This window comes from Brevibacillus migulae (assembly GCF_004521915.1).
Taxonomy (GTDB): domain Bacteria; phylum Bacillota; class Bacilli; order Brevibacillales; family Brevibacillaceae; genus Brevibacillus_F; species Brevibacillus_F migulae.
Genome location: NZ_SDKD01000013.1, coordinates 38,650 through 62,237, shown reverse-complemented (window position 1 = coordinate 62,237; position 23,588 = coordinate 38,650). Strand labels below are relative to the sequence as shown.

Genomic DNA, 23,588 nt, shown 5'->3' with positions numbered 1-23,588 from the left:
CATCGTAAGCTTATTTCACGCCTTTTTCATCAAAGAACTTTTTCGCACCTGGGTGAACAGGCAAGCTTACACCGGAAAGAGCATTTTCCAGTTTGATTTCTTTTGCTTTCGCGTGGCCCAGCTTATCTACGTTTTCATAGATCGATTTGGTGATCTTGTAAACGAGATCTTCGCTGAGGTCAGAGCGCACAACGAGCATGGATTTTACCGCAACGGTTGTTACATCTTGACTAACGGTTTGATAGGTATTGCCAGGGATGGTGTCTTTTGTATAGAAAGGATATTTCGCAATGATCGCATCGATTTTGTCTGCGTCAACCGGGATAATTTTAACCCCTTTGGTAGCAGCGAGCTCAGTGATGGCAGCTGTAGGTGTACCTGCTGTTTGGAAAGCTGCATCAAGCTGACCGTCCTGGATTGCTTTCGCAGAGTCTGCGAAGGAAAGACGCTGCAGTTGAACATCTTCAAATTTCAAGCCATAAGCTTCCAAAATTTGCTCAGCGTTCTTTTCGGTACCGCTTCCAGGTGCCCCAACGGATACGCGTTTTCCTTTCAGATCAGCAACGGTATTGATGCCGCTGTCAGGAGAAACAACGATCTGGATCGTTTCGTTGTAGAGAGCGCCGATGGCTTGGAATGTTTCAATTTTGCCGTCTTGCTCGAACATCGCTGTACCTTTGTTCGCATATTCAGCGATATCGCTTTGTGTGAAAGCGATGTCAGCACCTTGATCGCGAATAAGGCGCATGTTTTCAGCAGATGCCCCTGTCGATTGAGCAGTAGCTGTCACACCCACGTTTTTCGTGATTTGATCAGCCATTCCGCCGCCAAGTGGGTAGTATGTACCACCAGTACCGCCGGTTGCGATGATCAACTGCTTCGGATCGTTTGCTGATGCTGCTGGCTGCTGTGCTTCTCCACCGCCGCCGCCGGCATTGTTTTGCTGTCCGCCACCGCCGCCACAAGCTGAGAGGAGCGACATGCTGAGGAGAAGTGCGAGTGAAACAAATAAACTGCGTTTTTTCACGGTTAATCCCCCTTTTCTTCTATAAATCTAATTTGTACATTATATAATTTTTACATGAAAGCCTATAAAAATCTATAAAAAGTTTTTAGATTGAACTGCTTGGGGAGAATGAGAGGTACAAGGTATGGTACTATATAGCTATCTCATAACAAGCCATAGGGTATACATAACAAAGGAGGCGCCTACGAAATGGGGAAGGAGATTCGTCATCCATGGCAGCTGCTGTACAGAGTGTTTCGTTACATAAAGCCTATCATGGAGAAAGAATATTCGTCTTGGTACAAGCGAGCAGGCGATATCCCTGATGAAGAGTTGCGCAAACAGGCGCTGGCCAGCATGGACACCAAAAAATTTCATCTGCAAGGCGGTGTCGTATATGCCGCACAGGAGCTTGTCCACGCCAAGGATCTGGTGCCGCTGATCGTGGCCTATCAGACGATCAGTGATTATCTGGATAATCTCTGCGACCGCAGCACATCGCTGGATCCCGAGGATTTCCGCCAACTGCACCGTTCCATGCAGGATGCATTGACTCCGGATGCCCCCTTGCGTGATTATTATCTCTATCGGACCGAAAAAAACGACGGCGGATACCTGCAAGAGCTGGTGACAACCTGCCAGCATCACATTAAGCAGCTGCCCTCGTATGCGATGATACAGGAAAGAGTCCTGGAATTTTCCAAACTATATAGCGATCTGCAAGTGTACAAGCATATTGCCAAGCCGGATCGGGAACCGCATCTCCTAGCCTGGTGGAACCAGTACCGTGAACGGTATCCGGAGATTTATTGGCAGGAGTTTTCAGCCGTGACCGGTTCTACGATTGGCATCTTTGCCCTGTTTACCATGGCTACAGCGGAGCATTTGGCAGAGGAAAACGTGCAAAAGGTGTGTAATGCTTATTTTCCCTGGGTATGTGGATTACATATCTTATTGGATTATCTGATTGACTTGGAAGAGGATCGGCTCGGGGGAGATTTGAATTTTGTCAGCTATTATACCTCGTCCGACGAGGCGATCACCCGACTGCAATACTTTGTCGCGCAAGCAAAAAATCATGCGGCAAAGCTGCCGAATGCATCCTTTCATCGGATGATCGTCGATGGACTCGTGGCATTGTATTTGGCGGATCGGAAAGTGAATCGCAAGCAATCCGATATCTATACGGTTGCAAGGGAGCTGCTACGTCAGGCGCGCAGTGTGCCGGCCCTTTTGTTTTATGTAAGCAGCCTGCTTGTCCGCCGTTCATTATGAATGTTTCTTTTTGTAGCGGAAACCAGCGCCGAAAAAGAAAACGGTGCCGATGATGGATGCGATAATGCCGATTACGCTTTTTTCAGCGATGAAAATGCCGATCGCGACAACACAAGCTGCCACGGCGATGGCGAGGGCAAGGGTAACCCATTGGTACGTAGACATATGGTTGTTCAACCTCCTCTTAAGCAGTGAGCTTATTATACCTTATTTTGCGGCAGTGTTGTTTGGATTCCCTGATTTGGTGGAATAGCATGGTACAGTCATCCTGGTATGTGAGAGTCGAGAATTTCATGCGGGGGAAGAAAGATGGAGAGCATACTACAGATTAAGCGCGGAAAAAAGATGTACGAGGGAAAGGTCACTTATGAGGAAGGCGATCTGCTCGAGGTCGTGTTTGAAGAAGAGATTGATTTTTCCGTTGGGGACCCGATTCCGTGCATGATTACACGAAATTACGAGCAAATGAATAATTTCGAAGGGGTCATTTTGGCGAGAGATGCGCATCGATTAATCATCTTCCATTCGCCTACCGCTGTCGAATTCAAAGAGCAACGGAGGCGCTATCCCCGCTTTGACGTTTCATTCGACGGCTGGATTCGTCTGCCAGAGAGCGATCCGGCAAAACATCCCCTGATCGATCCGATGGTGGAAGTGATTAACGTCAGTCTGGGTGGATTGGCTTTTCGCTACAATGAGAAGTTGAAAGTGAAGACGGTGATGCCATTCTACATGGAGCTCTATGGCAAAAACCGCGATGATGGCGTCGTGAATGCTCGGCTTGAGATCTTGCATATAAAAGAAGAAGGCGGCAGCTATCTCTACGGTTGCAGGATCATTGAAATCAATTCAAAAAATTTGCTTGTCTTACGAAAATATTTGCTCCAGCGGCAGTTGGAAGAACTGAATAGAAGGGCAGCCCATGAGAACGCATAACCACACCGGAAAATTGGTGTGGTTTTCCTTTTGGTAAATCAGAAAGTAATAACTTTCCGATTGGCGTAGCCAAGTTTTTCTAAGCGCTCGGGAGAAAATGAAAGCGATAGGAGGGTGTGGAAGATGGATAGGAGAAAGATGAAGATGCTGGCAGTCACCATGTTTTTTCTAGTCATCGGGATGGGCTGTGATGCGGCATCACCACAAAGCTCGATGCAATCAGCAGAGATGGTTAGCGATGCTACGGTGACACAATCGCGGGAAGCAGCTCCCAGGCAGTTGAATGAGTCGGATATCCCGTACCGCCCCGTAGTGGCAGCTTCCGGCTTACAGGTTCCTTGGTCATTGGCAATTACCCCTGATCAGCGTTTTTTCTTTACCGAAAGACCGGGTACGGTACGTGTCATCGCGGAGGGCAAGCTGCTGCCGGATCCGGTCATTGCCTTCCCGGCTCCCTTCATCAGCCAGGGGGAGGGAGGACTGCTGGGAATCGCGGTAGACCCGTTATTTGCCCAAAATCATTATCTGTATGTGTACCATACGTACCAGTCAGGAGGGCGAATCTACAATCGGGTGCTGCGACTGCGTGAGCAAAACAACAAGGCCCAGATTGACAAGGTATTGCTCGACCGCATTCCTGGCCATACGATCCACAATGGCGGGCGGATCAAGATTGGCCCGGACGGATACTTGTACATCACGGCGGGAGATGCGGGCAATCGACAGCTGGCCCAGGATCTGTCCAGTCTGGCTGGGAAAATTTTGCGGATCACCACCGATGGCAGGATCCCTGCAGATAATCCTTTCCCCGGCTCTCCGATCTACAGCTACGGCCATCGCAATCCACAGGGACTGGCCTGGAATCCGCGCGATGGGAGGCTATACAGCTCCGAGCATGGCCAGTCTGCCCACGACGAGATCAACATCATCTCTCCTGGCGCCAATTACGGCTGGCCAAACGTCCAGGGAGATGAACAGGAAACAGGAAAAACGCCCCCGCTCATTCATAGCGGGGAGAATACGTGGGCGCCATCCGGTATGACGTTCCTCACCAAAGGACCTTGGGCAGGACGTCTGCTAGTGGCCAACCTCGCGGGTCAGCAGGTGCTGACGATAGAGCCATCGCCGCAAGCGAGTGAAGTGCCAGAGACTGCTGTTTTTTACCATGATCGTTATGGCCGCATTCGTGATGTGGTAGAGGGGCCGGATGGTTCGGTCTATCTACTGACCAACAATCGGGATGGCCGCGGCGATGTGCGTGAAGGTGACGATAAAATCATCAGGCTGATACCCCGGAATCCATAGGTTCCGGGTTTTTTTCGCGTCTACCCCAGATGAAGCTCTGCAGGGTGACGCCTGCGAACCCGATCAAGGTAATGACAGCGCCAATCATGATAAAGGTGCTGCTCACGCCGATCATCGTGATGAGCCCTCCGCCCAGCAGCGGCGCGATCATAAAGACAAAGCTGCTCAGCGACTCAATAATGCCCGTGACACGACCCATGGCTTCCTTGGGGGTCTCCTTTTGCCGAACGTAGTTGCTGCAAACAAAAGTTAGACCCGTTCCGATTCCGCCGATGAAGGAGCCAACGAGCAGCAGGTAATGGCCCCATTGCGGCTGATACAAGCCAAACGAGCTAAACAGCAGTCCGATCAAAAAGATGCCGCCGCCTAACATCCAGCCATATGCGCTCATTTCCTTGCGCTTGGTCATCACGAGCATCGGCAGCATAGCCCCTGTGCCGATCGCACTCACGACCCAGCCGACAAGCTCGGGGTGACCAGGTGCTTTTTCGCGTAAGATCGTGGCAAACTGGGCGTCAATCAGCTGTATGGAAAACAAGGCGATCAAGGAAAACAGGGTGCTGGAGAAAAGGATGCGACTGCGAAGTATGATCTGCCAGCCTTCTTTCCAGGCATCCCGGAATCGCGGCTTCGTTTCTTTTTCCGGTTGTCCTTCTGCTTCCTCTTTGATTTTCCCGATCGACAAAAGGAAGGCGGCAGAAGCGAGCATGGTGGCCGCATTGATCACCAGACAGATGAGCGGAGAGAAAGCAGATGCGATCGTTCCTCCCAAAAGCGGCCCGAAAATTTTCCCCGCCTGAAACACGGTGCCGTTCCAAGAGACGGCTTGCAGCAATTGATCCCCGGGGACGACATGGCGGGTCAGCGCTTGGTGGGCTGGCGTATGGAAAACGGTGGCGCAAGCCCGCAGGAAAATGAATGCATACAGGGTAACCGGATCATCAGCCATGATCATCAGAATGGTTAAGACACTGCGAATGACGTCCGTGACGATCATCAGCTGCAGCTTGTTCCACCGATCCGCGTATATCCCGGCGATTTGCGCCAGCAGGATCGCGGGAGCAAAGTAGACCAGCGGGAGAAAGGCGATCGTCATGGCATCGGCTCGCCATACATAGCCCAACAGAATGGAGACGGCTATAAAATCGAACCACGAACCAAGCGTGGAGAGACCGTAGGCGGCAAACATACGGGCGAAGACGCGATTTTTCAAGAGCACGGGTAGCTCCTCCTTATACGTTGCTTTCTATCCATCGTATAGGAGAAATATCAGAGGAATATCAGAGATGTGTCCGCAGAATGGATGTTATGATTTGCTCCAACTGGGGCAAGTTGTACTTTTCTTGCAAATTGCGCCACAGTTTCTCATAAGTGCGCAATGTCTCATCATCAAGCCGGTACTTGCGCAAATAATGGAGAATATGATGAATGCCGGTTAACAGGTGGGGGACGAATTGCGTCTGCTGTAAAATGCGCACCCCTTCTCCGAGGAAATGTCTCGCTTCGTTTTGTTCTTGCTGATGATACTTCCAGAGCCCTTTTGCAATGGTATACAAGCCCAGCTCACGCTGCACCGGATGTTCTTGAAGCAATCGTTCGGTTGATGCGATCGTATCCTCTGCAAGTGGACGGTCATGGGTAAGGATAGCCAGGTAGAGGCGGTGGACATACCAGAACAACCGGAAGCTGGGCGAATCCATCCCAAAGACAAGCTCGCGAATGGATTCATGCAATGCGCGGCCTTCTTCGATACGCTCCGTCTCCATATACAAAGTGAACATGTTCAATTCCACTTCTTTTTGCCACTCTTCGGGAAACAGATGCTTCGATTTTGCGGCCTGCTGCCAATAATAGAGCGCTTGCTCAGCGTCAAATTGAATCTGCGTGTACAGGTTAAGCAAGTAACACGATTTTTCCCAGAAGGTCAATGAATCGGTCTGGGCTATCCAGTGAAAATCACCGCTGACGAACCGCGTATAGACTTCATAAAAAGGGGGGATTTTCAGGCCGAGAACGGATTGGTTGGCGGCCAGGGTCTGCAAGGCAGCCCCCATGCCATAGCCGTGGTATTTGCCGATCAGCTTTTCCAGGTACGCATTGGTCTCCGGATCATAGAGCAGTGGTGCCACTGGAGGCGGAGAGACTTTTACAGCAAGCTTATACCCGTATCCGCGAATCGTATCAATGCGAATCCAGCTTTCCCATGGCATTAATTTTTTGCGCAATCGATAGATATGATCATCAACCGTACGATCAGTCGGCTCTTCCATGCTCCAGACGGAATCAAGCAGCTGCACGCGGGAAAAAGTCTGATTGGCATGAGTGAACAAATATTCAAACAAAGCGTATTCTTTGGGAAGGAGTGTCACCGACTCCCCATTGCACTGTACGGTGAACTCCTCTGGATAGAAACGAAGCTGTTCACAAAAAGATCGTCCCTTATCTTTCATCCTCAATCCCATACTTTCTCATTTTGTTGTAGAGCGTGCCGCGTGAGATGCCCAGCATATCGGCAGCCGCTTTTTTATTGCCATACGTACGCTCAAGCGCAGCAAGGATCCGTTCCTTTTCATTCATTTTATTTTCCTCCGGCAGAAACGGCATCAGGCGTGGGGCGGATAATGACAGAGGGGTGAGCGGTTCATGCTGCCGCTCCGTCCGTTCTGCGCGGATGGACGCAGGCAGGTGTTCGAGCAAGATCACCCCGCCCTCCTGCAAGATGGACAGGCGCTCCATCACATTGCGCAGCTGGCGGATATTCCCCGGCCAAGCATAGTCATAGAGCATTTGCATGACCTCCGGACTGATGCGCGGGACAGGCTGCTCATGCGTAATGGAATACTCGTGGATAAAGATTTGGACAAGTTCCAGGATATCCTCCTTGCGCTCGCGAAGCGGAGGGATTTCCAACGAAAACACGTTCAGGCGGTAAAAGAGGTCCTCCCGAAAACGCCCTTGGGCGACCATTTCTTCCAGATCGCGATTCGTCGCGGCCACGATGCGCGTATTGACAGTGATCGGTTCGGTTCCGCCCACCCGATAAAATTTCCGTTCCTGCAAGGCGCGCAGCAGCTTGACCTGCAGCTCCAGCGGCAGCTCTCCGATTTCGTCGAGGAAAAGCGTACCGCCGTGGGCCAACTCCAGCTTCCCCGGTTTTCCTTTTTTCTCGGCACCGGTAAACGAGCCTCCCTGATAACCAAACAGCTCGCTTTCAAACAAGGCGGCGGGAATGGCCGCGCAGTTGATGGCGACAAAGGGCTGATCACGGCGGCGGCTGGCTTGATGGATGGCCTGGGCAAACAGTTCTTTTCCGACGCCGCTTTCCCCGAAGAGCAGCACGGTAGCATCCGTCTGGGCCACTTTTTTCGCAGTCTGAATCGCAGCTTGGATGGCAGCAGAGTGCCCCTTAATCGTAAAGAAAGGATCGTCGCCCGCTTGAAAACGGCTCATTTCTTGCTTTAGCGTTTGCAGATGGGCGGTGGTGTCCGCCAGCTCCTGATTGAGGCGGACCAGCTCCGTAATATCCTGCTCGATCGACAGGGCACCGATGATCTCCCCGTTTTTCCGGACAGGGGCGGTGTTGATCAAGACGTGACGATCGGGCCTGGGCACATGATAAACACGCTGCAGGATGGTCCCCTCTGACAGGGCTTCTTTCAGGCGGATCGAGTCACTGGCAAAATGGGTCTCCAGCGATACGCCGACTACATCCTCGCGTGAAATCTCATAGATCTTTTCCGCAGATGGATTCCAATAAAGGACCGTGTTTTGTTTGTCCACGATGGTGGTAGCTTCGCTCATGGTGGCAAGCAGCGTATCCAGCAGCACGGCCTGATTGCTGTACACTTCCGTCACGATGGCAAGCAGTGTGGACAGCGTCACAAGGCCTTTGGGCTGATTCGTTTCATCCATGGTCACTACATAAAGATCGTCGGGATGAGCGAGGGCGAGCTGGACGGCATCCGCTACGGTGGCTTCTTCGGGAAGCGAGAGGGCATGGGCGATGGTGCCGTTTTTCAGGCAAACACCGAATGTGCCGTCGCTGCATATCTTAATCTGCTCGGACTGCAGTGGGCTGGCAAATGTGCTAACGCGTGTATATAAAGAGAATAACGGATTCAAATCATCACATCCTAATGGAAAGGTACCAAGCTCTTAATCATAAGTGTACAAAATTGAACAACTCTTGTACATATATGTAAAGATGTCAGCAGGAAGAGACGTGGCCAATCCCGATCCGAGCCAGTGCGTATCTTTGGCACGATTTATGCTTGAATAGTGACAGACAAGCATTTGAGGAGGAGACATAGGTATCATGGAACAACTACTGAAGGATTTTTTCCTGTTCCTTTCCAAAAACAAAACATTGAACGCAGCGGCGAAAAAATGGGGTCTCCGTTTTGGCGCGAGCCGGTTCGTATCCGGCGTGACGATCAATGACGCCATCAAATCGGTGCGTGAATTAAATCAAAAAGGTCTCGTCTGCACGCTCGACCATCTCGGAGAATTCGTTTTTAGCGTAGAGGAAGCCAATGAATCCGCGGATTACTGCATCAAGACGCTGGAGGCGATCCATGCATCCGGTGTAGACTGCAATCTCTCCCTGAAAATGACATCCCTCGGTCTGGATATCAGCAAGGATCTGTGCATGAACAACATGCGCCGTATCCTGGATACCGCCAAGAAAAACGGGAACATTTTCGTCCGTATCGATATGGAGGACTACGCCCACAATCAAGTGACGCTCGACATTTTGCATGAGCTGTTGAAGGATTATGATAACGTGGGAACGGTTATTCAGGCATACTTGTACAAATCGGAGCAGGACATCGAGGACCTGAAGGACACACGCGTGAATCTGCGTCTGGTAAAAGGGGCTTATAAAGAGTCACCGGAAGTAGCTTTCCCTAACAAAGCGGATGTAGATGAAAATTACAAGAAGATTATCAAACAGCATCTGCTGAACGGAAACTATGCTGCCATCGCAACCCATGATGATCAGATCATCGACTATGTGAAAAAGCTGGAAAAGGAATTCAATATTCCGCGCACTCAGTTTGAATTCCAGATGCTGTTTGGGATCCGGATGCAATCGCAAATCGAATTGGCCAAGGAAGGCTACAAGATGCGTGTCTATGTGCCATACGGCAACGACTGGTACGGCTATTTCATGCGCCGTCTCGCAGAACGCCCGGCCAACGTGATGTTCGTCTTGAAAGGCATGTTCAGCAAATAGGCTCTTCCCCGCGCACAACGAAGGAAATTCGTTGTGCGCTTTTCTTTTGGGCAAAGGACTGTTAGTCTGGAAATAACTGTATGATTGAAACCGGAAACAAGGGAGAGGAATTGGATGTTTACTGCTGATATCCCACTAAAACCACCATTCTCATTTGAACGGCTGCTGTACCGTTTGCAAACCCATCCTGACGCCCAGCTGCGCATCGAACCGGAAGCGGGACGGATGCGGCGAGCACTGCGGGTCGGGAATCGTTCGCACGTGGTCACTTTTCAATTTGCTGGCAGCACGGAGCAGCCTTTACTCACCGTCTCGACAGAGCAGGATTTGACCCCTGCTCAACAGGTGGAGCTGCAAAAAACGGTCAGCCACATGGTTAGTGCGGGTGTCGATTTGCAGCCGCTCTATGCAATGATGGAGCATGACAAGCACTTGCAGCCGCTTGCTGCCTATTTTCGCGGACTGAAATATTTGCTGATCCCGGACTTGTTTCAGGCAATGATCGTGAACATCATTGGCCAGCAGCTGAATCTGACCTTTGCCAATACCCTGACCGTTCGCCTGTTGCAATTCGCAGGGGATAGCGTAACCGATCAGACCGGCGAGGAATATCTTGTTTTTCCGACCCCGGAGGCTGTAGCCCGTTTGGAGGTCGAGCAGCTGCGTCCCTTGCAGTTCAGCCAGCGGAAGGCCGAGTATATCATCGATTTTGCCCGTGCGGTGACAGATGGCAGGGTTGAGCTGGAACGGCTGGAGCAGATGACCGATGAGGAAGTGATCGAATACTTGCTGCCATTGCGGGGGATCGGACGGTGGACGATCGAGTGTCTGTTGATGTTTGGCTTGGGGAGACCCGATCTGCTGCCGGTTGCAGACATTGGGCTGCGCAATGGGATGCAGCTGGTCTATGGCCTTGCGGAAAAACCGGATCAGCCTCAGATGCTGCGGATCGGGGAGAGCTGGATGCCTTGGCGCAGTTATGTCTCGCTGTACATCTGGGAGGCAGTCGGCGCCGTTCGGCGAGGTGAATCGGCCTTTGCGGAGATGATGAAACAAAAAAATCCGAAGTAGACGCATGGACCACTTCGGCTTGTATCCTCATTCCTGGTCGATCGGGGAAGAAAGATGATCTTGATAATAATCAAACACGAGACGCCCGTTGGAAGCCTTGACGGCATAAAACACGTCTGTAATGTTCTTCCCGTTTCCATGGATTTGATTGACTAGCCATTCCCGCTTAATCCCGTTTTCTTTGAGATTCTTTTCCATAATCTGTCCGTCCATGATCAGCTCAATGGGAAAGGCGGATGTTGGGGGAAATGGAAGGTTGAGATCTTTTCTGGTGACATTCTGGTACTCAGGCTTCTTCTTTACAGAGATCTTTCCATTGGGTTCCAATATGGCGTACTCGACCTCTTCCAGATTGAAAATATCCTTTTCTCTGAGCGATTGAGTAAGCGAATCAAGGGTATATTTGATGGTCTTCATATTCTCCTCCATGATCTTCCCTTGATCAATGACGACGGTGGGTGTACCGGAAATCCATTTTCGTGCACGGTGACTTTTTAATGACATCCAGGAAAAAACGAACGAAATGATGGTAAAAATGATTAGACATGTAACGAAATGCATGATCGGGATTTTTTCATTGAAGGCAAAATTCGCTGCAATTGCTCCCATCGTAATACCGGAAACAAAATCATGAAAAGTCATGTTGGAAACGGTTTGCTTGCCAAGAAATCTCGCTATCAGTAAAAAAGCCAGAAGCGCCGAGACTGTTCTCGCCATGATATCGATATACACATGCATATTCATCACCCAGGAATAGCTTTTCCAACTCCCTGACATTCCATTGAAGGACTTTGGGAATTTTGCCCTGATTCCTTTTTGGAGAGTGGCTCCCCGAGATTTTTATTTTGCAGAATAGGCCTTACTCCGTCGACGCATGAACCCTATGCGAGACAGCCCCTTCTGACTGGTTTGGCGCGGTTAGCTTAAAGAAAAAGCCGAATCGTTCATTGGCTTAACCAGCATGAGAATCGGTTGGATTAGCTGCCCGTAAGTACCCTCAATCTGTCGATACTGTTCGTACCCGTTTGTCCCGAAAAAGTGCAGGGAAGCGGTATCCTGAGCCAAAATTCCCGTGTGGAGGTAATCTCTGTTCATCTCCTGTACATGGTTTTCGAGAAGGGCTAATGCTTCTCGGCCATATCCTTGACGCTGCCAGTCCTGATGGATCAACAAAAGGCCGATCCAGCTTTTTTGATCATGCGGATTTTCGATCAGCAGGTGAGTGAGGCCGATCATGCGTTCTTTTGTCCATATCCCGAGCCAATGGGAAGAGGGAATCGGGGCATATGTCTCGTATTCAAGCTGCAGGTCCTGCATGGTGCGGTCAGGAGTCCCGAGCGTGGCTTCATTGTAGGCAGGATTGCTGTTGTATACATCAAGCGCCGAAAAGAAGTCCGCTGGAGTGAGAGTCGTGAGCGTGATTCGTTTGCCGGTAAGCGTCATGTTCATGGGCGTGGTCCGAGCCGCATGGTCAGCTCTTCCTCCTTCAGTCCGTCCAGCACATCCAGATAACGACGGCGTGCTCGTGGGAGTACGGGTTCAAGCGTTGGATAGCTCATCGTCTGCATCTCCTTCCAGAAAATCCTTCTTCGCTTCATTATAAAGGAATCAGGGAGAAAAACAGAAAAAGTTAATGAATGAATATTCACTCACATCTTGATTTGATTTATACTAGCATCATACGGATGGAAAGTGGGGATGCGGGATGGCTTATGTTTTTGAGCACACAGTGCGTTCAACTGAACTCGATTCACTGGGACATGTCAATAATGCGAAATATCTCGAGTATATGGAATGGGCAAGATTCGAATGGATCAGCCTTGCCGGTTTTACCTGGGAGGAGCTGAGCCGCCGTCAGATTTTGCCGGTGGTCGTCAATCTGAATCTGAATTACCGAAAAGAGCTGCGCTTGATGGAGCGGATCAAGATCGTGTCGACAGCCGGTCAGATAGGCAAGAAGAGCTTTGTGCTGCACCAGGAAATTTATAAAGAAAATGGTGAATTGGCCGCGGATGCCGATTTCACGATGGTCATGATGGATGCCAAAGAGAGACGCGCGATCGCCGTACCGGAGGATTTGGCAGCTGAATTGGTGAAACATCAACAGGAATAAAAAAACTCCCTTGCCTTAGCCGGCAAGGGAGTACTGCCTAGTCAAAACATGCGCAGTCCGATGGCTTCGCGTACCTCTGCGATTACCTTGCCCGCGGATTCTTTTGCTTTTCTCCCGCCATGACGCAGCACCTCCAGCACGTAGTCATCCGCTAACCCAGCCCGTTTTGTTTGAAAAGGCTCAACCAATGACAGAATGGACTCAGCTAATACCGTCTTGCATTCGGCACAGCCGATTTCCGCACGTCTACATTTGTAAGCGGTTTCCGCGAGTTTGGCTGGATCCGTAAAATAGCTGTGCAGATGGTACACATTGCAGCCTTCCTTGGTCGGATTCCCGGGCTGATGCTTGTAGGCGCGGGTCGGGTCAGAGAAGGCTCTGCGGATTTTTTGCCGTACCGCATCCGGCTCATCTCCCATGCTGATATAGGAATCAGCCTGGTCGGATTTGCTCATTTTGCCTTGTGCATTCAGCGAAGGGATGCGCACAGCATTTTCTTCGACCGGCTGGGGCTCCGGGAAAACCTCTCCATACAGCTGATTGAATCGTCTGACGATCGTCCGGGCAATCTCCAGATGCACCAGCTGATCCTCGCCAACCGGGACGATGCGGCCTTTATGAATCAAAATATCGGCGGTCATCAAGACGGGATAACCGACCAGCCCATAATTGACATTGTCAGGATGCCGCTTCGCTTTTTCTTTAAAGGTAGGGCAGCGCATGAGATCGCCCAGAGGCATGACCATGCTCAGATAGGTGTGCAGTTCACAGATCTCCGCAGCGATGCTGGATTGCGTGTAAAAGGTGGACTGCTCCGGATCCAGACCTGCCGCTAGGTAATTTCGGGCAACTTCAAGGACATTACGGCTCAGATGCTCCGGATTCGGATGGGTGGTCAGTGAATGGATATCGACAATGAAAAAGTATGCCTCATAGCTTTGCTGCAGCTCGACGAGATTATTCAATGCTCCGTAATAGTTGCCAAGGTGGATTTCACCTGTTGGTCGAATGCCGGATGTCAAAATCGGTTTGCTACTCATCAAAATCCCTCCATTTTTTGTTTTCCTTGCTTCGCTTGCTTCGCCACCAACCATCAGCCATGGCTGCCACTCTCCTTTCTCCCATTGAAATTTAGAAAACTTGGCTTCGCCAGCGTTTTGGCGGAGCCCTAGTTGCACTTATGTAGATAAGCATTTTTTATAAATTCTTATCTACGCAAAAAGGGTCCTCCATCCTCAAAAAAGGACGGAGAACCCGTGGTGCCACCTTCATTAGCTCGTTTGCACAAAAACAAGCTCACTCTACCCAGTACGGAATGCATGCTGCTGAAATCAACAGCTGCCTCGATACCTGTCTCCTGTAACGATGAGACTGATCGCCAAAGCCTACTTTGCTTTTCGGTTTGGAGGCTCCAAAGCCCATTCAGCACAACGTTCACACTGATTTGCACCAACCATCAGCTCTCTGGAGTGACCTTTTTGTGCTTACTCTTCTTTGTCATTGCCGTACATATGGGATTTCCGATAATTTATCACAGCTCCAGCAATCTGGCAAGGATCTTACATAAATTGTATCTTTATGCTTGTTCCTGCTTGAGCCTGCGCAACACCTCGATACCAAGCGCGGTGATTTGCATGCCTTGCTTTTTCAGGCCGACGGAGATGAAGCCGTGGCGTTTCAGGGCATCCAGCCTGGTGCGGATTTGGGCTTCCGTCAACGGACGGGTAAGCATGGCGTTGAGCGTGCCACGTCCGATGCGCTCTTCCCGCTTACTGCATATCCACAGCTTTTCCAGAATGTCCGCATACTCTTCCTGGGTCCCGTGGCGATGCAATAGCATCATGAGCTGCTCCATCTCTCTGTTCTCTTCGGTCTGGCTGTCGCCAATCGATCCATTTCTCAGGCGTTCGGGAAGATGGCGGAGCTCGACCTGATTTCCTTCCACGATGACTGTGAGATAGTGCGCGACATTTTCCAGCTCACGGATGTTCCCCGGCCAACTGTAATGCAGCAAGATATCCTTCACTTCGTCAGACAGGATCAGCTTCCTGTGTTTCAGCTCCAGAAAATGATCGATTAAAAGCAGGATGTCGCCGCGCCGCTCGCGCAAGGCGGGGACATGCAGGGGCAGCACTTCTAGCCGGTAATACAAATCCTCGCGAAAGGTCCCCTTTTGGACCATTTCCCGCAAATTCCGGTTGGTGGCGGCTATCACCCTGACATTGACCGGGATGACGCGATTTCCCCCCACGCGCATGACTTGCCGCTCTTGCAAAACCCGTAAGAGGGCGGCTTGGATGCTCAGCGGCGCATCACCGATTTCGTCAAGGAAGATCGTCCCGTTATGAGCCAATTCAAAAAGCCCGACCTTTCCGCCTTTTTTCGCTCCGGTAAAAGCGCCCTCTTCATAGCCAAACAGCTCGCTTTCGGCCAAACTTTCCGTCAGTCCGGCAAAATTGACCGGAACAAAGGGCATGTCCCTGCGGCTGGAATTTTGATGAATGGCCTGGGCGAACACTTCTTTTCCCGTCCCGTTCTCTCCGGTTATCAATACGGTATAATCACTGTTTGCCAGCTTGCAGGCGACTTTCTTGCTGGAGAGGATGGCGTCACTTGCACCGATGATGTGGTGGAAATCATATTTGGCAGTCAGTCCGAGCTGGACGCTTTTTCTTCGGATCTCCTGTTCAAGCTGCTGGACCTTGGTGACGTCCTGGAACGTCACGACTTCCCCCAGCCATTTGTCCTCCAGCATCATGGGGATCTTGGTCACCAGCAGAAACTGATGGCGGGTCTGCAAAAGATGGTTCGTCACTTCGCCATGGGAGTACAGCACATCATGGGAGGCGAACTCGGGAACTGCCTCCTGCAAAGTTTTGCCCACACACTCCGCAGGATCCACGCGCAGAATTTTACCGGCATCCTCATTGAAAAAAGTGATCCGGTTCTCATCGTCGATGCCAATGATGCCTTCATGCACAGCATTCAGAATCGACTCCAGCTTTTTCTTGAGCTGTTTTTCATTGTTGACCGATATGGAGAGGTTCCGCCCGAGCTGTACAAAATCGCGGAAAAAATCAGCCGTATAAAAATGGGCCTTATCCACCGAAAGACGAAAGTGCTGGGCGATATCAAAGATGGTAGTCAGATCGATGGGCCGATTGTCCAGGTTGATCACCTGCTCGATAGTAGGAGGGACCAGCTCCGGCCAGCCATGGGTGATGGCTACATCGATGCTTCTCATTTGCGCTTCAGAAAGCTTCATGCCGGGTGCGTAGGGAACAAACTCCAGATGGGCAAAGCCCAATCTCTGCAGGAATTCGATCGATTCCACGGCTGTTATCCAGTCATTTTGGACAAACAGACAGGTGGTGCCCGCGTTCAAATCCATCAAAGGGACGAGCTTGATCATCTCGATGTTTCTTCGGGCTACGAGAATAGGGATGCTTTCCTTTCTTCTCGGCAGGCCCTCCAGCAAATCCTCTTGGGAAACAAGAACAAGACCTACCAGATTCAGTAGGTCTTCCTTGATCGGATCGTTTTCCAAAAAGGGATAGATGTCGATTTGAGAGCCGAAGTAGGTCCGTAGGTTCCGTGCAAAGGTTTGGCCAACCTTTTTACTTTTGGTCACAAGCAAGATGCTTGGCTTCTCCATACGTCTCCCCCCTTGGTGCATGCAGTTTCTGATAAGTATCTCTCTTTTTCGTCGCTCTGTCAGCCCTTATTTAAAAAGGTCCCCAGTTGATCGAGACACCGATGATCAAAAAGACGCATCCCAAGACAAACCAAATGCCGATGAGCGGGAGGATAAAGCGAATCCATTTTCCATAAGAAATGCCGGTCGTGGCCAAAATCGCCATCAATACGCCGGATGTCGGGTTGATGCAGTTGACCAGACCCTCGCCAAACATGACCGCTTGTACCGCGACTTGTCGAGTGATGTGCAGCAAATCAGCCAGCGGGACCAAGATCGGCATGAGCATCGCCGATTCCCCGGAGCCGGAGGAGATCAGGAAATGGAGGGCGGCACTGCCGATGAACATGCCCAATGCTCCGGTAACCGGAGTCAATGGAGCCAGCAGGGTAGCCAGTCCGTTGACGATCGTATCCAGCAGCATGCCGTTTTCCAGGATGATGATCACCGCTCTGGCCATTCCGACGATCAGGGCCCCGTATACGAGCTTTTGACAGCCTTGCATGAAGGTTTTGGCAATTTCATTGGCACTCATGCGCACGATGATGCCGGCACCGACGGCGATGAAGATGAACAGCGCCGCCATTTCGTTTTCGCTCCATTTTAGGGTAAGCGTACATACGATGAAGGCGATGAGAGACAAGCCGGAAAACCACAATACCAGCTTTTGCTGCCCAGTCAGACGGAGATCGGCACTGACCAGATCGAGCTGGTTTTCGCCCAGCGAATTCGGGAAGATCTCAGAGCCAAGCGCGCTTTTAGTAATATCTCGCTTGATTCTCGTAGCGTACCAGTAAATATAGCCAATCGTCACAGCCAAAAAGACGAGATAAATGACTACGCGAAAGCCAAAGCCAGACAGAAGCGGCAGCTCTGCGATGCGCTGGGACAAACCTAGCGTCTGTGGAGCCATGATGGTGACATTCCACCCCGCATAGGTTCCCAGATAAATCAGGGAAACGCCAAAAATCGCATCCAGCTTCAAGCCTCTGGCGATGACAATTCCCAAGGGGATGAACGCGATGACAGAGTTGACGATGATTCCAGCCGTGCCCAAGGCGGAGAACACCAAACAGACCGGAATGATCAAAAAGAGCAGCTTATCTTTGCTGCTGATGACCACCTTTCTGAGGAACGCGTCGATCGCACCGGTTTTCTCCAGCACAGCCAGAGCACCGCTCGTAAACATGATGAGGAAAATCAGGGGCGCCCCTTTCACCATTCCCTCCTGTATGGCGGTAAACAAATCTTTGAAGCTGGTAGGATTGGATTCCACCGTATGATAGCTGCCTGGTACGGTAATGGTGACATCGCCATTTTTTACACGCTCAAACTCTCCGGCGGGCACCAGATAGGTAGCGACCGCGCAGACGACCAGGATGAAAAAAATGAGGACATAGGCATCGATTTGCGGAAATCTCTTTTTCTTTACAGGCTCGGTAATCACTGGTTGCATGTGAGATGTATCCCCCTTTGAGAATTAAGGCTAATGTAATTTTTAAAATATTGCAACAACCGTGCCAAAACAATAAACCAAGAATTCTTTCTGTTTTACCGCAGCATATGCAGTTTTTGGTTATGAAATTGGTTATTTTGGCTGGTTATCTATCCTAAAAATCAACCAAAAAGGATCCTATTCCTGATCTCTTCCTGTAAATCGGTTGGCAAGCTTTTTGCTAGTCAGAATGGGTGGGAAGACAGAATAGGTTCCTCTATATAACCACCAAGGGAGACAACGATACAGATGAACGAGACAACCAACAGGCAAATCAGCGAGTATCTGCACCAGCATCGCGACGAAATGGTAGCTGACTTGGAGCAATTTGTGAAAAAGGATTCGCCTTCCAATGTGAAGCGCCTCGTGGACGAATGCGGGCAATATCTCCAGGAGCTTTTTCACAAGCATTTGGGTTTGCAGCCCGAGGTGTACCCGCAAACGGAGACAGGAGATCATTTGAAATTTACGTACGGGCATGCCCACGAGCAAATCCTGATCCTTGGCCACTTTGATACGGTATGGGACCAAGGGCGCTTGCGCTATCGGGTGGAGGGAGACAAGATATACGGGCCCGGCATCCTGGATATGAAAAGCGGGATCATAATAGCGTTGTGGGGATTGAAGGCGCTGCGAGAAATGGGGTTGTCCCCACAGAAACAGATCGTATTTCTATGCAATTCCGATGAAGAAATCGGGTCCCCCTCTTCTCGGGAGCTGATTGAGACGGAAGCGGGAAAAAGTGCGTATGCGCTGGTGATGGAGCCCGCGGAAGCACATACAGGCGCTCTCAAAACAGCACGCAAAGGTGTCGGCATCTTCACCCTGAAAGTCCACGGACGCACGGCGCATGCCGGGAACCATCATCAAGAAGGGGTCAGCGCGGTGGAAGAGCTGGCGAGACAGATCGTGATGCTGCAGGAATTGACCGATTACGAAAAGGGGACAACCGTTAATGTCGGGATCATTCAGGGTGGCGGCCGGACCAACGTCGTACCGGACCATGCTGAGGCACACATCGATGTGCGGGTCTCCTCTATGGAGGAAGCGGAGAGAATCAGCAAGGCGATTTTGGGCATGAAACCGATTTTGCAAGGAGCATCGCTGGAAATCAGCGGGCAATTGAATCGCCCCCCCATGGTGCGTACCGAGACGACCGAGGCTCTATACCAAGCAGCCTGCGCAGTTGCCACCGAGCTCGGCATGAAACTGCAGGAGGCTTCTGTCGGCGGGGGCAGCGACGGGAACTTTACAGCAGCGCTGGGAGTGCCTACTTTGGACGGACTTGGAGCGGAAGGGGAAGGGCTGCATGCAGAGCACGAGCATATTCGGGCCGATTCCCTTCCGGAGAGAGCGGCTTTATTTGCCAATCTGATATTGCAGCTGTAGTGGCAAGCACAAAAAAGAGAGAGAGGAACCTGTCCGTTCCTGCTCTCTTTTTCACTTTTCTAACAACGAACGGATTTGCTCATTCGTCTTAGCTAACAAGAGAACGAATGGGAGGCAGTCTGCATGAGGAAATCAGTCGGTATGGCGCTGGTGTGCGCCGTCATTCTCTTGGGGTTCTTTTCTGTCGATTACATCCTGGATCCGCCCGGTATCATTGGGAAAGTACAAGGGCAGAAAAATGCCTCCTCTTTTCTTGCGCACTTGATGGCGGGGGAAGAAGAGAAGGCGTTTGATTATCTCTATTATTTTGATGGGATCATTGATGAAGAAGTGAAAATCTCCTATGAAGATGCCAAGGCGATCTGGGTGGAGCGGGTAAAAAACGAGCGCAGCCAGGGAACGTATATCATGGACTATCATGATTTGACGATTACTTCCCATGATGGTTGGGTAAATGGACGTGCAAAGATCACGGTAATGAACAACGGGAAACCCGCGATCCATGATGTCAGTATCCATTTCCAGCCGGTTGACGGGACGTGGAAAGTGGTTGGACTTCAAAGCTGGCGCAATATCACCGAGGACCGTGAAGCCCAAGATGAGAGGTGGGAAGGCGTCATTCACGGACATGTCCCAAATCAATAGCGATAGCCGCTAGCTCTTTGTTCCCGCCAAAAACAGAAAGAGCGGAATCCGCATGCGGCGCAAATAAGTTTCCTCATGGAGAAAGTTTTCGCGCTGTGGCCGGGACTCCCGAAGCGCCTCGACCCGGAATCCGGCTTGCTGCAGCAGCAAAAAGTAATCCTCAATGGTCCGGTGGTATTTGAACACCTGCCCGCCCATCCATTGCTGCTCGCGATAACCTGTGTGAAAGTAACGATCGACAATCCAATTGGCGCGCGTGCCGGATGGCTGCAAGGTAGAGGTGATCGTGGGGTGCTCGACCGAAAAGACGATCCGGCCGTTTGGACGCAAGGTGCGGTATACACCGGATAAAATCGCAGCCAAATCCTCAATATAGTGCAATACGAGGCGAGAGATCACCAGATCGTACCGCTGAGGAGGAAAGTCCCATTTTTCGAGTGTTTCATGGATCACCTCAGCCGTAGTTCCCGCAAGATTGTTCACAGCCGCCTGCATCATGTTTTTCGAGCCTTCCACACCGGTATAATGACTGCAGCCGCGAGCCAGCAATTCGCGGCCAAAAGCTGCATCCCCACAGCCGAGATCGAGGATGCGCAGTCCTTTTACGTCCCCCAGCATTTCCAAAAAGACCGGCTTTTCCAAGGTGTCGTTTGCGTTTTCCTGTTGACTTCTTCTTTCTTGGTAGCTTTGAAAGTTTTCGTCATTATCGTAAAATTGCGAGCCGCAGTATTTCATCATCAGCCTCCAGGATCGGTTTCTCCGGAAAAATCAAAAGCTTTTTGTCACCATACAATACAGAATGATGACCGGCAGCAGTGTAGCGGCAATGCCGTAGATCGCCCAATGGCGAGAGGCCCGCTCATAGGCGCTGGAGGGCTTTCCGCTGAGCATCGATTGTGCGCTGTGCCGGATCATGGCACGCTGCAACGGGAGGAGCACCGCGAGCCAAATGGCGCCGCTTATGGCAAACAACAGCAGGGAGAGCGTCAGCCAATTGAGTCCTGACATGGGCAGGTTGGCTTTGATAGCCATGACAATCCCGGATACCGTGATGAGAACCAGGCCGGGAAGCGTAAAGACGTAGTCGGCCAGCATGACATTTTTCACGGTGCGATGGATCATGGCCGGGTCCTTCTGCAGATCAGCCCGGACCTTCCAAAAAGCGGCAGTGATAATATTGCCCAGAAATAATACCACACCAAGCAGATGCACGAGAAGCCACAATGACATTCCATCTCACTCCCGTTTTTTTATTGAGGGGGCTGTAAAACTGAAGTTATGAATGAAGCAAAGTCGCGGGCTTGAAAGGATGACGAATCAATGATCGGAACAGACGAGCGAACGCGCAGACCGATCGATAACAGGACGAACAGCTCAGCAGTCCGATCGGTATCAACGGATGCCGGAATGACCCCATGACGCTGGCCGGCCATAATCCATTCCTTGGAAAAGGCGACTGACTGCGCATAAAACTGCCGGAGCGCTTCAGCGACCACCGGCTGATCTTCTTTTCCCAGCAAATACATCAAGACGCGATTGGTCACGTCGTCGGGATCCTCCAGAGCATGCAGGCTCTCGGAAATGGCTTGCATGGGTCCGGCAAACGTCTTGTTGCCGTGCTCCACTTCCTGCAAGAAACGTTCATTGATCTGGGCGAGCCGCTCCTGGAGTACCCAGGCAAATATCTCGTCCTTGCTTTTTAAGTAATGGAAGATCGCCCCCTTTGATAACCCCGATTTTTCCATGATGTCTTTCATGGTGATGGAATGGCAGCCTTTTTCCTGGATTAACGCTTTGGTCGATTCGAGGATGAGCTGAGTGGTCTGTTGTCTACGTTCTTCTTGCTTCAAGGATGTACCCTCCGTATTTACTGTTTGCTTTAATTATAAATACCGACCGTTGGTTTGTAAAGTTCACTTTACCATGTGCCGAACAATCTCCGCCAATTTCTTGATCCCCTTTTCCATATCCGGCAAAGAGGCGTAGGAATAAGACAGGCGAAGATGACTCACGGCTAGCGAGTCGTAGAGATTGCCCGGATTCAGCAGGATGCCTTCTTGTAAGGCTGCTTCAAAAAGCTCCCGCAACGAAACGGCAGCAGGGAGCTGCAGCCAGATATAAAAACCGCCGGAGGGTTTGGTCCACTCAGCGATTCCTGCAAATTCATCAGCCAGCAGCGCAAGCATGGTATCCCTGCGCAGGCGCAGACCATCACGCATGTTCGCCAGATGCACGTCATACATCCCGCTGGCCAGCCATTCCGCTACTGCCCACTGGGACAAAGAGCTGGAGCCGTAATCTGTCTGCATCTTGATGTCCGCCAACCGATCGATGACGGGCTCGGGCCCTGCTACCCAGCCGATGCGCAGTCCTGGAGCCAGCGCTTTGGAAATACTTCCCAGATAGAGGACGGTTCCGTGTTTATCCATTGCTTTTAATGGCGGAGGAGGCGGCTCATCCAGCCAAAGCTCCCGATACACATCATCCTCGATAATCGGCAGCTGTCCTTCTTCGCATGCCTGCAGCAACTGTTTGCGCCGCTCCAAGCTCATGACGGTGCCAGTCGGATTATGGAAGGAAGGAATGGTATAAAGCAAGGAAGCGTTGTGCTTTTTTTTCTGCTGCTTCACGAAAGGAATCTGGATGCCGTATTCGTCCATCGGGATGCCGACCATGTTGATCCCGGAGGAAGGAAACAGATTCAGCGATTTCAAATAAGACGGTTTTTCCAACAGGATGGTGGAGTTGCGCCGCAAAAGACCGATTGAAATCAGTTGAAGTGCTTGCAAGGCACCGGATACGATCATGATCGAGGAGGGAGAAGCGGCAATTCCGATTGATTGCAAATGCTTGCTCAGCTCTTCGCGCAATGGGTATAATCCCTTTCCTTCTTCATAGCCAAGCGACTGGATTTTCGCGGGAAGGCGGTGGAGTATCTGAGCCATCAGCTCCTGCGGAAATATTTCAGGCGACGGTTCGCCCGTGCCCAGACGGATGATATGGGGGAGGGGTTCCCAGCGATTGATGTCCTGAATTGTTGGCAGGTTCGGCTGATGTGCCCCTCTTTTTATGTATTGGTTCCAGTCAGGAGGAGGAGCGGAGGAGAGGAGTGACCATGTATTGTTTTTCACGCGTGTCCCCTGTCCGCTCTTTCCTTCCAAAAGCCCTTCGGCGATCAATTCCTCGCAAGCAAGCACCACCGTACTGCGATTAACGCCAAAAAGCTGGGCGAGCGCGCGTTGGGCAGGAATTCTCGTGCCTACCGTCCATTGACCGGTCTCGATTTTTTCCTTGATAAAATCCTTGATTTGGATGTATACCGGAGTCGCAAGCGATTTATCCGGCTTCCAGTCGATTTGGATCATTGCTTTATCACCTGAGCCATGTTATTCACTGCTTTCCTTTCATAGTAACACAAAGATA

Annotated in this window: 22 protein-coding genes and 1 other annotated feature; of the genes, 8 read left to right on the top strand and 14 right to left on the bottom strand. The window is 50.9% G+C overall.

Annotated features, from left to right (window positions below; all coding sequences use genetic code 11):
* Window positions 1–10 precede the first annotated feature (10 nt).
* Window positions 11–1,027 (bottom strand): TAXI family TRAP transporter solute-binding subunit, encoded by a 1,017-nt coding sequence (locus EIZ37_RS15775; RefSeq protein WP_134685724.1) that lies wholly within the window; start codon window positions 1,025–1,027, stop codon window positions 11–13.
* A 189-nt stretch (window positions 1,028–1,216) separates the two neighbouring features.
* Between EIZ37_RS15775 and EIZ37_RS15770 the strand changes: the two genes are divergently transcribed.
* Window positions 1,217–2,281 (top strand): tetraprenyl-beta-curcumene synthase family protein, encoded by a 1,065-nt coding sequence (locus EIZ37_RS15770; RefSeq protein WP_134685723.1) that lies wholly within the window; start codon window positions 1,217–1,219, stop codon window positions 2,279–2,281.
* Here EIZ37_RS15770 and EIZ37_RS26005 read toward each other — a convergent pair.
* A complete protein-coding gene (locus EIZ37_RS26005) occupies window positions 2,276–2,446 on the bottom strand; it encodes a DUF5325 family protein (protein ID WP_167568921.1) in 171 nt (56 codons plus the stop codon). The two genes, EIZ37_RS15770 and EIZ37_RS26005, sit on opposite strands and share 6 nt — an antisense overlap.
* A gap of 144 nt (window positions 2,447–2,590) precedes the next feature.
* Here EIZ37_RS26005 and EIZ37_RS15765 point away from each other — a divergent pair, with 144 nt between their 5' ends.
* Window positions 2,591–3,217, top strand: coding sequence for a PilZ domain-containing protein (locus EIZ37_RS15765; protein WP_134685722.1), 627 nt, complete (start codon window positions 2,591–2,593; stop codon window positions 3,215–3,217).
* Between the two features lie 123 nt (window positions 3,218–3,340).
* On the top strand, window positions 3,341–4,522 hold the full coding sequence (locus EIZ37_RS15760) for a PQQ-dependent sugar dehydrogenase (RefSeq protein ID WP_134685721.1): 1,182 nt from the start codon (window positions 3,341–3,343) through the stop codon (window positions 4,520–4,522).
* Here the strand turns inward: EIZ37_RS15760 and EIZ37_RS15755 are convergent.
* From EIZ37_RS15755 to EIZ37_RS15745, 3 genes are all read right to left on the bottom strand, one after another.
* Window positions 4,497–5,741 carry an MFS transporter gene (locus tag EIZ37_RS15755; protein ID WP_134685720.1) on the bottom strand — a complete coding sequence of 415 codons (1,245 nt, stop codon included), beginning with the start codon at window positions 5,739–5,741 and terminating at the stop codon, window positions 4,497–4,499. The two genes, EIZ37_RS15760 and EIZ37_RS15755, sit on opposite strands and share 26 nt — an antisense overlap.
* A 61-nt stretch (window positions 5,742–5,802) precedes the next feature.
* A complete protein-coding gene (locus tag EIZ37_RS15750) occupies window positions 5,803–6,972 on the bottom strand; it encodes a winged helix-turn-helix domain-containing protein (RefSeq protein ID WP_167568919.1) in 1,170 nt (389 codons plus the stop codon).
* Window positions 6,962–8,644 carry a sigma-54 interaction domain-containing protein gene (locus EIZ37_RS15745; protein ID WP_134685718.1) on the bottom strand — a complete coding sequence of 561 codons (1,683 nt, stop codon included), beginning with the start codon at window positions 8,642–8,644 and terminating at the stop codon, window positions 6,962–6,964. The genes EIZ37_RS15750 and EIZ37_RS15745 overlap by 11 nt, the downstream gene beginning before the upstream one ends.
* Window positions 8,645–8,837: 193 nt before the next feature.
* On the opposite strand from EIZ37_RS15745, the gene EIZ37_RS15740 reads away from it, so the two are divergent.
* Window positions 8,838–9,758, top strand: a complete 921-nt coding sequence (locus EIZ37_RS15740; RefSeq protein WP_134685717.1) for a proline dehydrogenase family protein — start codon at window positions 8,838–8,840, stop codon at window positions 9,756–9,758.
* A gap of 114 nt (window positions 9,759–9,872) precedes the next feature.
* Complete coding sequence (locus tag EIZ37_RS15735; RefSeq protein ID WP_134685716.1) at window positions 9,873–10,829, top strand: DNA-3-methyladenine glycosylase family protein; 957 nt, start codon at window positions 9,873–9,875, stop codon at window positions 10,827–10,829.
* A gap of 27 nt (window positions 10,830–10,856) precedes the next feature.
* On the opposite strand, the gene EIZ37_RS15730 is transcribed toward EIZ37_RS15735, so the two are convergent.
* Window positions 10,857–11,567, bottom strand: coding sequence for a DUF421 domain-containing protein (locus EIZ37_RS15730; protein ID WP_134685715.1), 711 nt, complete (start codon window positions 11,565–11,567; stop codon window positions 10,857–10,859).
* Window positions 11,568–11,747: 180 nt separating this feature from the next.
* Window positions 11,748–12,278 carry a GNAT family N-acetyltransferase gene (locus EIZ37_RS15725; RefSeq protein WP_134685714.1) on the bottom strand — a complete coding sequence of 177 codons (531 nt, stop codon included), beginning with the start codon at window positions 12,276–12,278 and terminating at the stop codon, window positions 11,748–11,750.
* Window positions 12,279–12,534: 256 nt separating this feature from the next.
* Here EIZ37_RS15725 and EIZ37_RS15720 point away from each other — a divergent pair, with 256 nt between their 5' ends.
* Window positions 12,535–12,942 (top strand): acyl-CoA thioesterase, encoded by a 408-nt coding sequence (locus EIZ37_RS15720; RefSeq protein WP_134685713.1) that lies wholly within the window; start codon window positions 12,535–12,537, stop codon window positions 12,940–12,942.
* 41 nt (window positions 12,943–12,983) lie between these two features.
* Here EIZ37_RS15720 and trpS read toward each other — a convergent pair whose 3' ends face one another.
* The 3 genes from trpS to EIZ37_RS15705 form a co-directional block, all read right to left on the bottom strand.
* Window positions 12,984–13,982 carry a tryptophan--tRNA ligase gene (trpS, locus tag EIZ37_RS15715; protein WP_134685712.1) on the bottom strand — a complete coding sequence of 333 codons (999 nt, stop codon included), beginning with the start codon at window positions 13,980–13,982 and terminating at the stop codon, window positions 12,984–12,986.
* Between the two features lie 198 nt (window positions 13,983–14,180).
* Window positions 14,181–14,452: a binding site (T-box leader), on the bottom strand.
* A 66-nt stretch (window positions 14,453–14,518) separates the two neighbouring features.
* The gene (locus tag EIZ37_RS15710) at window positions 14,519–16,597 is read right to left on the bottom strand and encodes a sigma-54 interaction domain-containing protein (protein WP_134685711.1); all 2,079 of its coding nucleotides are present in this window, start codon (window positions 16,595–16,597) and stop codon (window positions 14,519–14,521) included.
* Between the two features lie 70 nt (window positions 16,598–16,667).
* Window positions 16,668–18,092, bottom strand: coding sequence for a YfcC family protein (locus EIZ37_RS15705; RefSeq protein ID WP_134685710.1), 1,425 nt, complete (start codon window positions 18,090–18,092; stop codon window positions 16,668–16,670).
* A gap of 288 nt (window positions 18,093–18,380) precedes the next feature.
* Here EIZ37_RS15705 and EIZ37_RS15700 point away from each other — a divergent pair, with 288 nt between their 5' ends.
* On the top strand, window positions 18,381–19,520 hold the full coding sequence (locus tag EIZ37_RS15700; RefSeq protein WP_134685709.1) for a M20 family metallopeptidase: 1,140 nt from the start codon (window positions 18,381–18,383) through the stop codon (window positions 19,518–19,520).
* 123 nt (window positions 19,521–19,643) lie between these two features.
* Entirely contained in the window at window positions 19,644–20,165 is a 522-nt protein-coding gene (locus EIZ37_RS15695) for a hypothetical protein (RefSeq protein ID WP_134685708.1), read from the top strand.
* Between the two features lie 9 nt (window positions 20,166–20,174).
* Here EIZ37_RS15695 and EIZ37_RS15690 read toward each other — a convergent pair whose 3' ends face one another.
* The 4 genes from EIZ37_RS15690 to pdxR all read right to left on the bottom strand — a co-directional run bounded on the left by EIZ37_RS15690 (window position 20,175) and on the right by pdxR (window position 23,530).
* The gene (locus EIZ37_RS15690) at window positions 20,175–20,900 is read right to left on the bottom strand and encodes a class I SAM-dependent methyltransferase (RefSeq protein WP_134685792.1); all 726 of its coding nucleotides are present in this window, start codon (window positions 20,898–20,900) and stop codon (window positions 20,175–20,177) included.
* A 33-nt stretch (window positions 20,901–20,933) separates the two neighbouring features.
* Entirely contained in the window at window positions 20,934–21,395 is a 462-nt protein-coding gene (locus EIZ37_RS15685; RefSeq protein ID WP_134685707.1) for a DUF2269 family protein, read from the bottom strand.
* A 20-nt stretch (window positions 21,396–21,415) separates the two neighbouring features.
* The gene (locus tag EIZ37_RS15680) at window positions 21,416–22,015 is read right to left on the bottom strand and encodes a TetR/AcrR family transcriptional regulator (protein WP_134685706.1); all 600 of its coding nucleotides are present in this window, start codon (window positions 22,013–22,015) and stop codon (window positions 21,416–21,418) included.
* A 63-nt stretch (window positions 22,016–22,078) separates the two neighbouring features.
* Window positions 22,079–23,530 (bottom strand): MocR-like pyridoxine biosynthesis transcription factor PdxR, encoded by a 1,452-nt coding sequence (gene pdxR / locus EIZ37_RS15675; RefSeq protein ID WP_134685705.1) that lies wholly within the window; start codon window positions 23,528–23,530, stop codon window positions 22,079–22,081.
* Window positions 23,531–23,588 lie beyond the last annotated feature (58 nt).

What these genes read in the sequence shown, in the direction of transcription:
- EIZ37_RS15770 (WP_134685723.1), top strand. Translation starts at nt 1,217, where the DNA reads ATGGGGAAGGAGATTCGTCATCCATGGCAGCTGCTGTACAGAGTGTTT.
- EIZ37_RS26005 (WP_167568921.1), bottom strand. Translation starts at nt 2,446, where the DNA reads ATGTCTACGTACCAATGGGTTACCCTTGCCCTCGCCATCGCCGTGGCA.
- EIZ37_RS15765 (WP_134685722.1), top strand. Translation starts at nt 2,591, where the DNA reads ATGGAGAGCATACTACAGATTAAGCGCGGAAAAAAGATGTACGAGGGA.
- EIZ37_RS15760 (WP_134685721.1), top strand. Translation starts at nt 3,341, where the DNA reads ATGGATAGGAGAAAGATGAAGATGCTGGCAGTCACCATGTTTTTTCTA.
- EIZ37_RS15750 (WP_167568919.1), bottom strand. Translation starts at nt 6,972, where the DNA reads ATGAAAGATAAGGGACGATCTTTTTGTGAACAGCTTCGTTTCTATCCA.
- EIZ37_RS15740 (WP_134685717.1), top strand. Translation starts at nt 8,838, where the DNA reads ATGGAACAACTACTGAAGGATTTTTTCCTGTTCCTTTCCAAAAACAAA.
- EIZ37_RS15735 (WP_134685716.1), top strand. Translation starts at nt 9,873, where the DNA reads ATGTTTACTGCTGATATCCCACTAAAACCACCATTCTCATTTGAACGG.
- EIZ37_RS15730 (WP_134685715.1), bottom strand. Translation starts at nt 11,567, where the DNA reads ATGCATGTGTATATCGATATCATGGCGAGAACAGTCTCGGCGCTTCTG.
- EIZ37_RS15725 (WP_134685714.1), bottom strand. Translation starts at nt 12,278, where the DNA reads ATGAACATGACGCTTACCGGCAAACGAATCACGCTCACGACTCTCACT.
- EIZ37_RS15720 (WP_134685713.1), top strand. Translation starts at nt 12,535, where the DNA reads ATGGCTTATGTTTTTGAGCACACAGTGCGTTCAACTGAACTCGATTCA.
- trpS (WP_134685712.1), bottom strand. Translation starts at nt 13,982, where the DNA reads ATGAGTAGCAAACCGATTTTGACATCCGGCATTCGACCAACAGGTGAA.
- EIZ37_RS15710 (WP_134685711.1), bottom strand. Translation starts at nt 16,597, where the DNA reads ATGGAGAAGCCAAGCATCTTGCTTGTGACCAAAAGTAAAAAGGTTGGC.
- EIZ37_RS15705 (WP_134685710.1), bottom strand. Translation starts at nt 18,092, where the DNA reads ATGCAACCAGTGATTACCGAGCCTGTAAAGAAAAAGAGATTTCCGCAA.
- EIZ37_RS15700 (WP_134685709.1), top strand. Translation starts at nt 18,381, where the DNA reads ATGAACGAGACAACCAACAGGCAAATCAGCGAGTATCTGCACCAGCAT.
- EIZ37_RS15695 (WP_134685708.1), top strand. Translation starts at nt 19,644, where the DNA reads ATGAGGAAATCAGTCGGTATGGCGCTGGTGTGCGCCGTCATTCTCTTG.
- EIZ37_RS15690 (WP_134685792.1), bottom strand. Translation starts at nt 20,900, where the DNA reads ATGAAATACTGCGGCTCGCAATTTTACGATAATGACGAAAACTTTCAA.
- EIZ37_RS15685 (WP_134685707.1), bottom strand. Translation starts at nt 21,395, where the DNA reads ATGTCATTGTGGCTTCTCGTGCATCTGCTTGGTGTGGTATTATTTCTG.
- pdxR (WP_134685705.1), bottom strand. Translation starts at nt 23,530, where the DNA reads ATGATCCAAATCGACTGGAAGCCGGATAAATCGCTTGCGACTCCGGTA.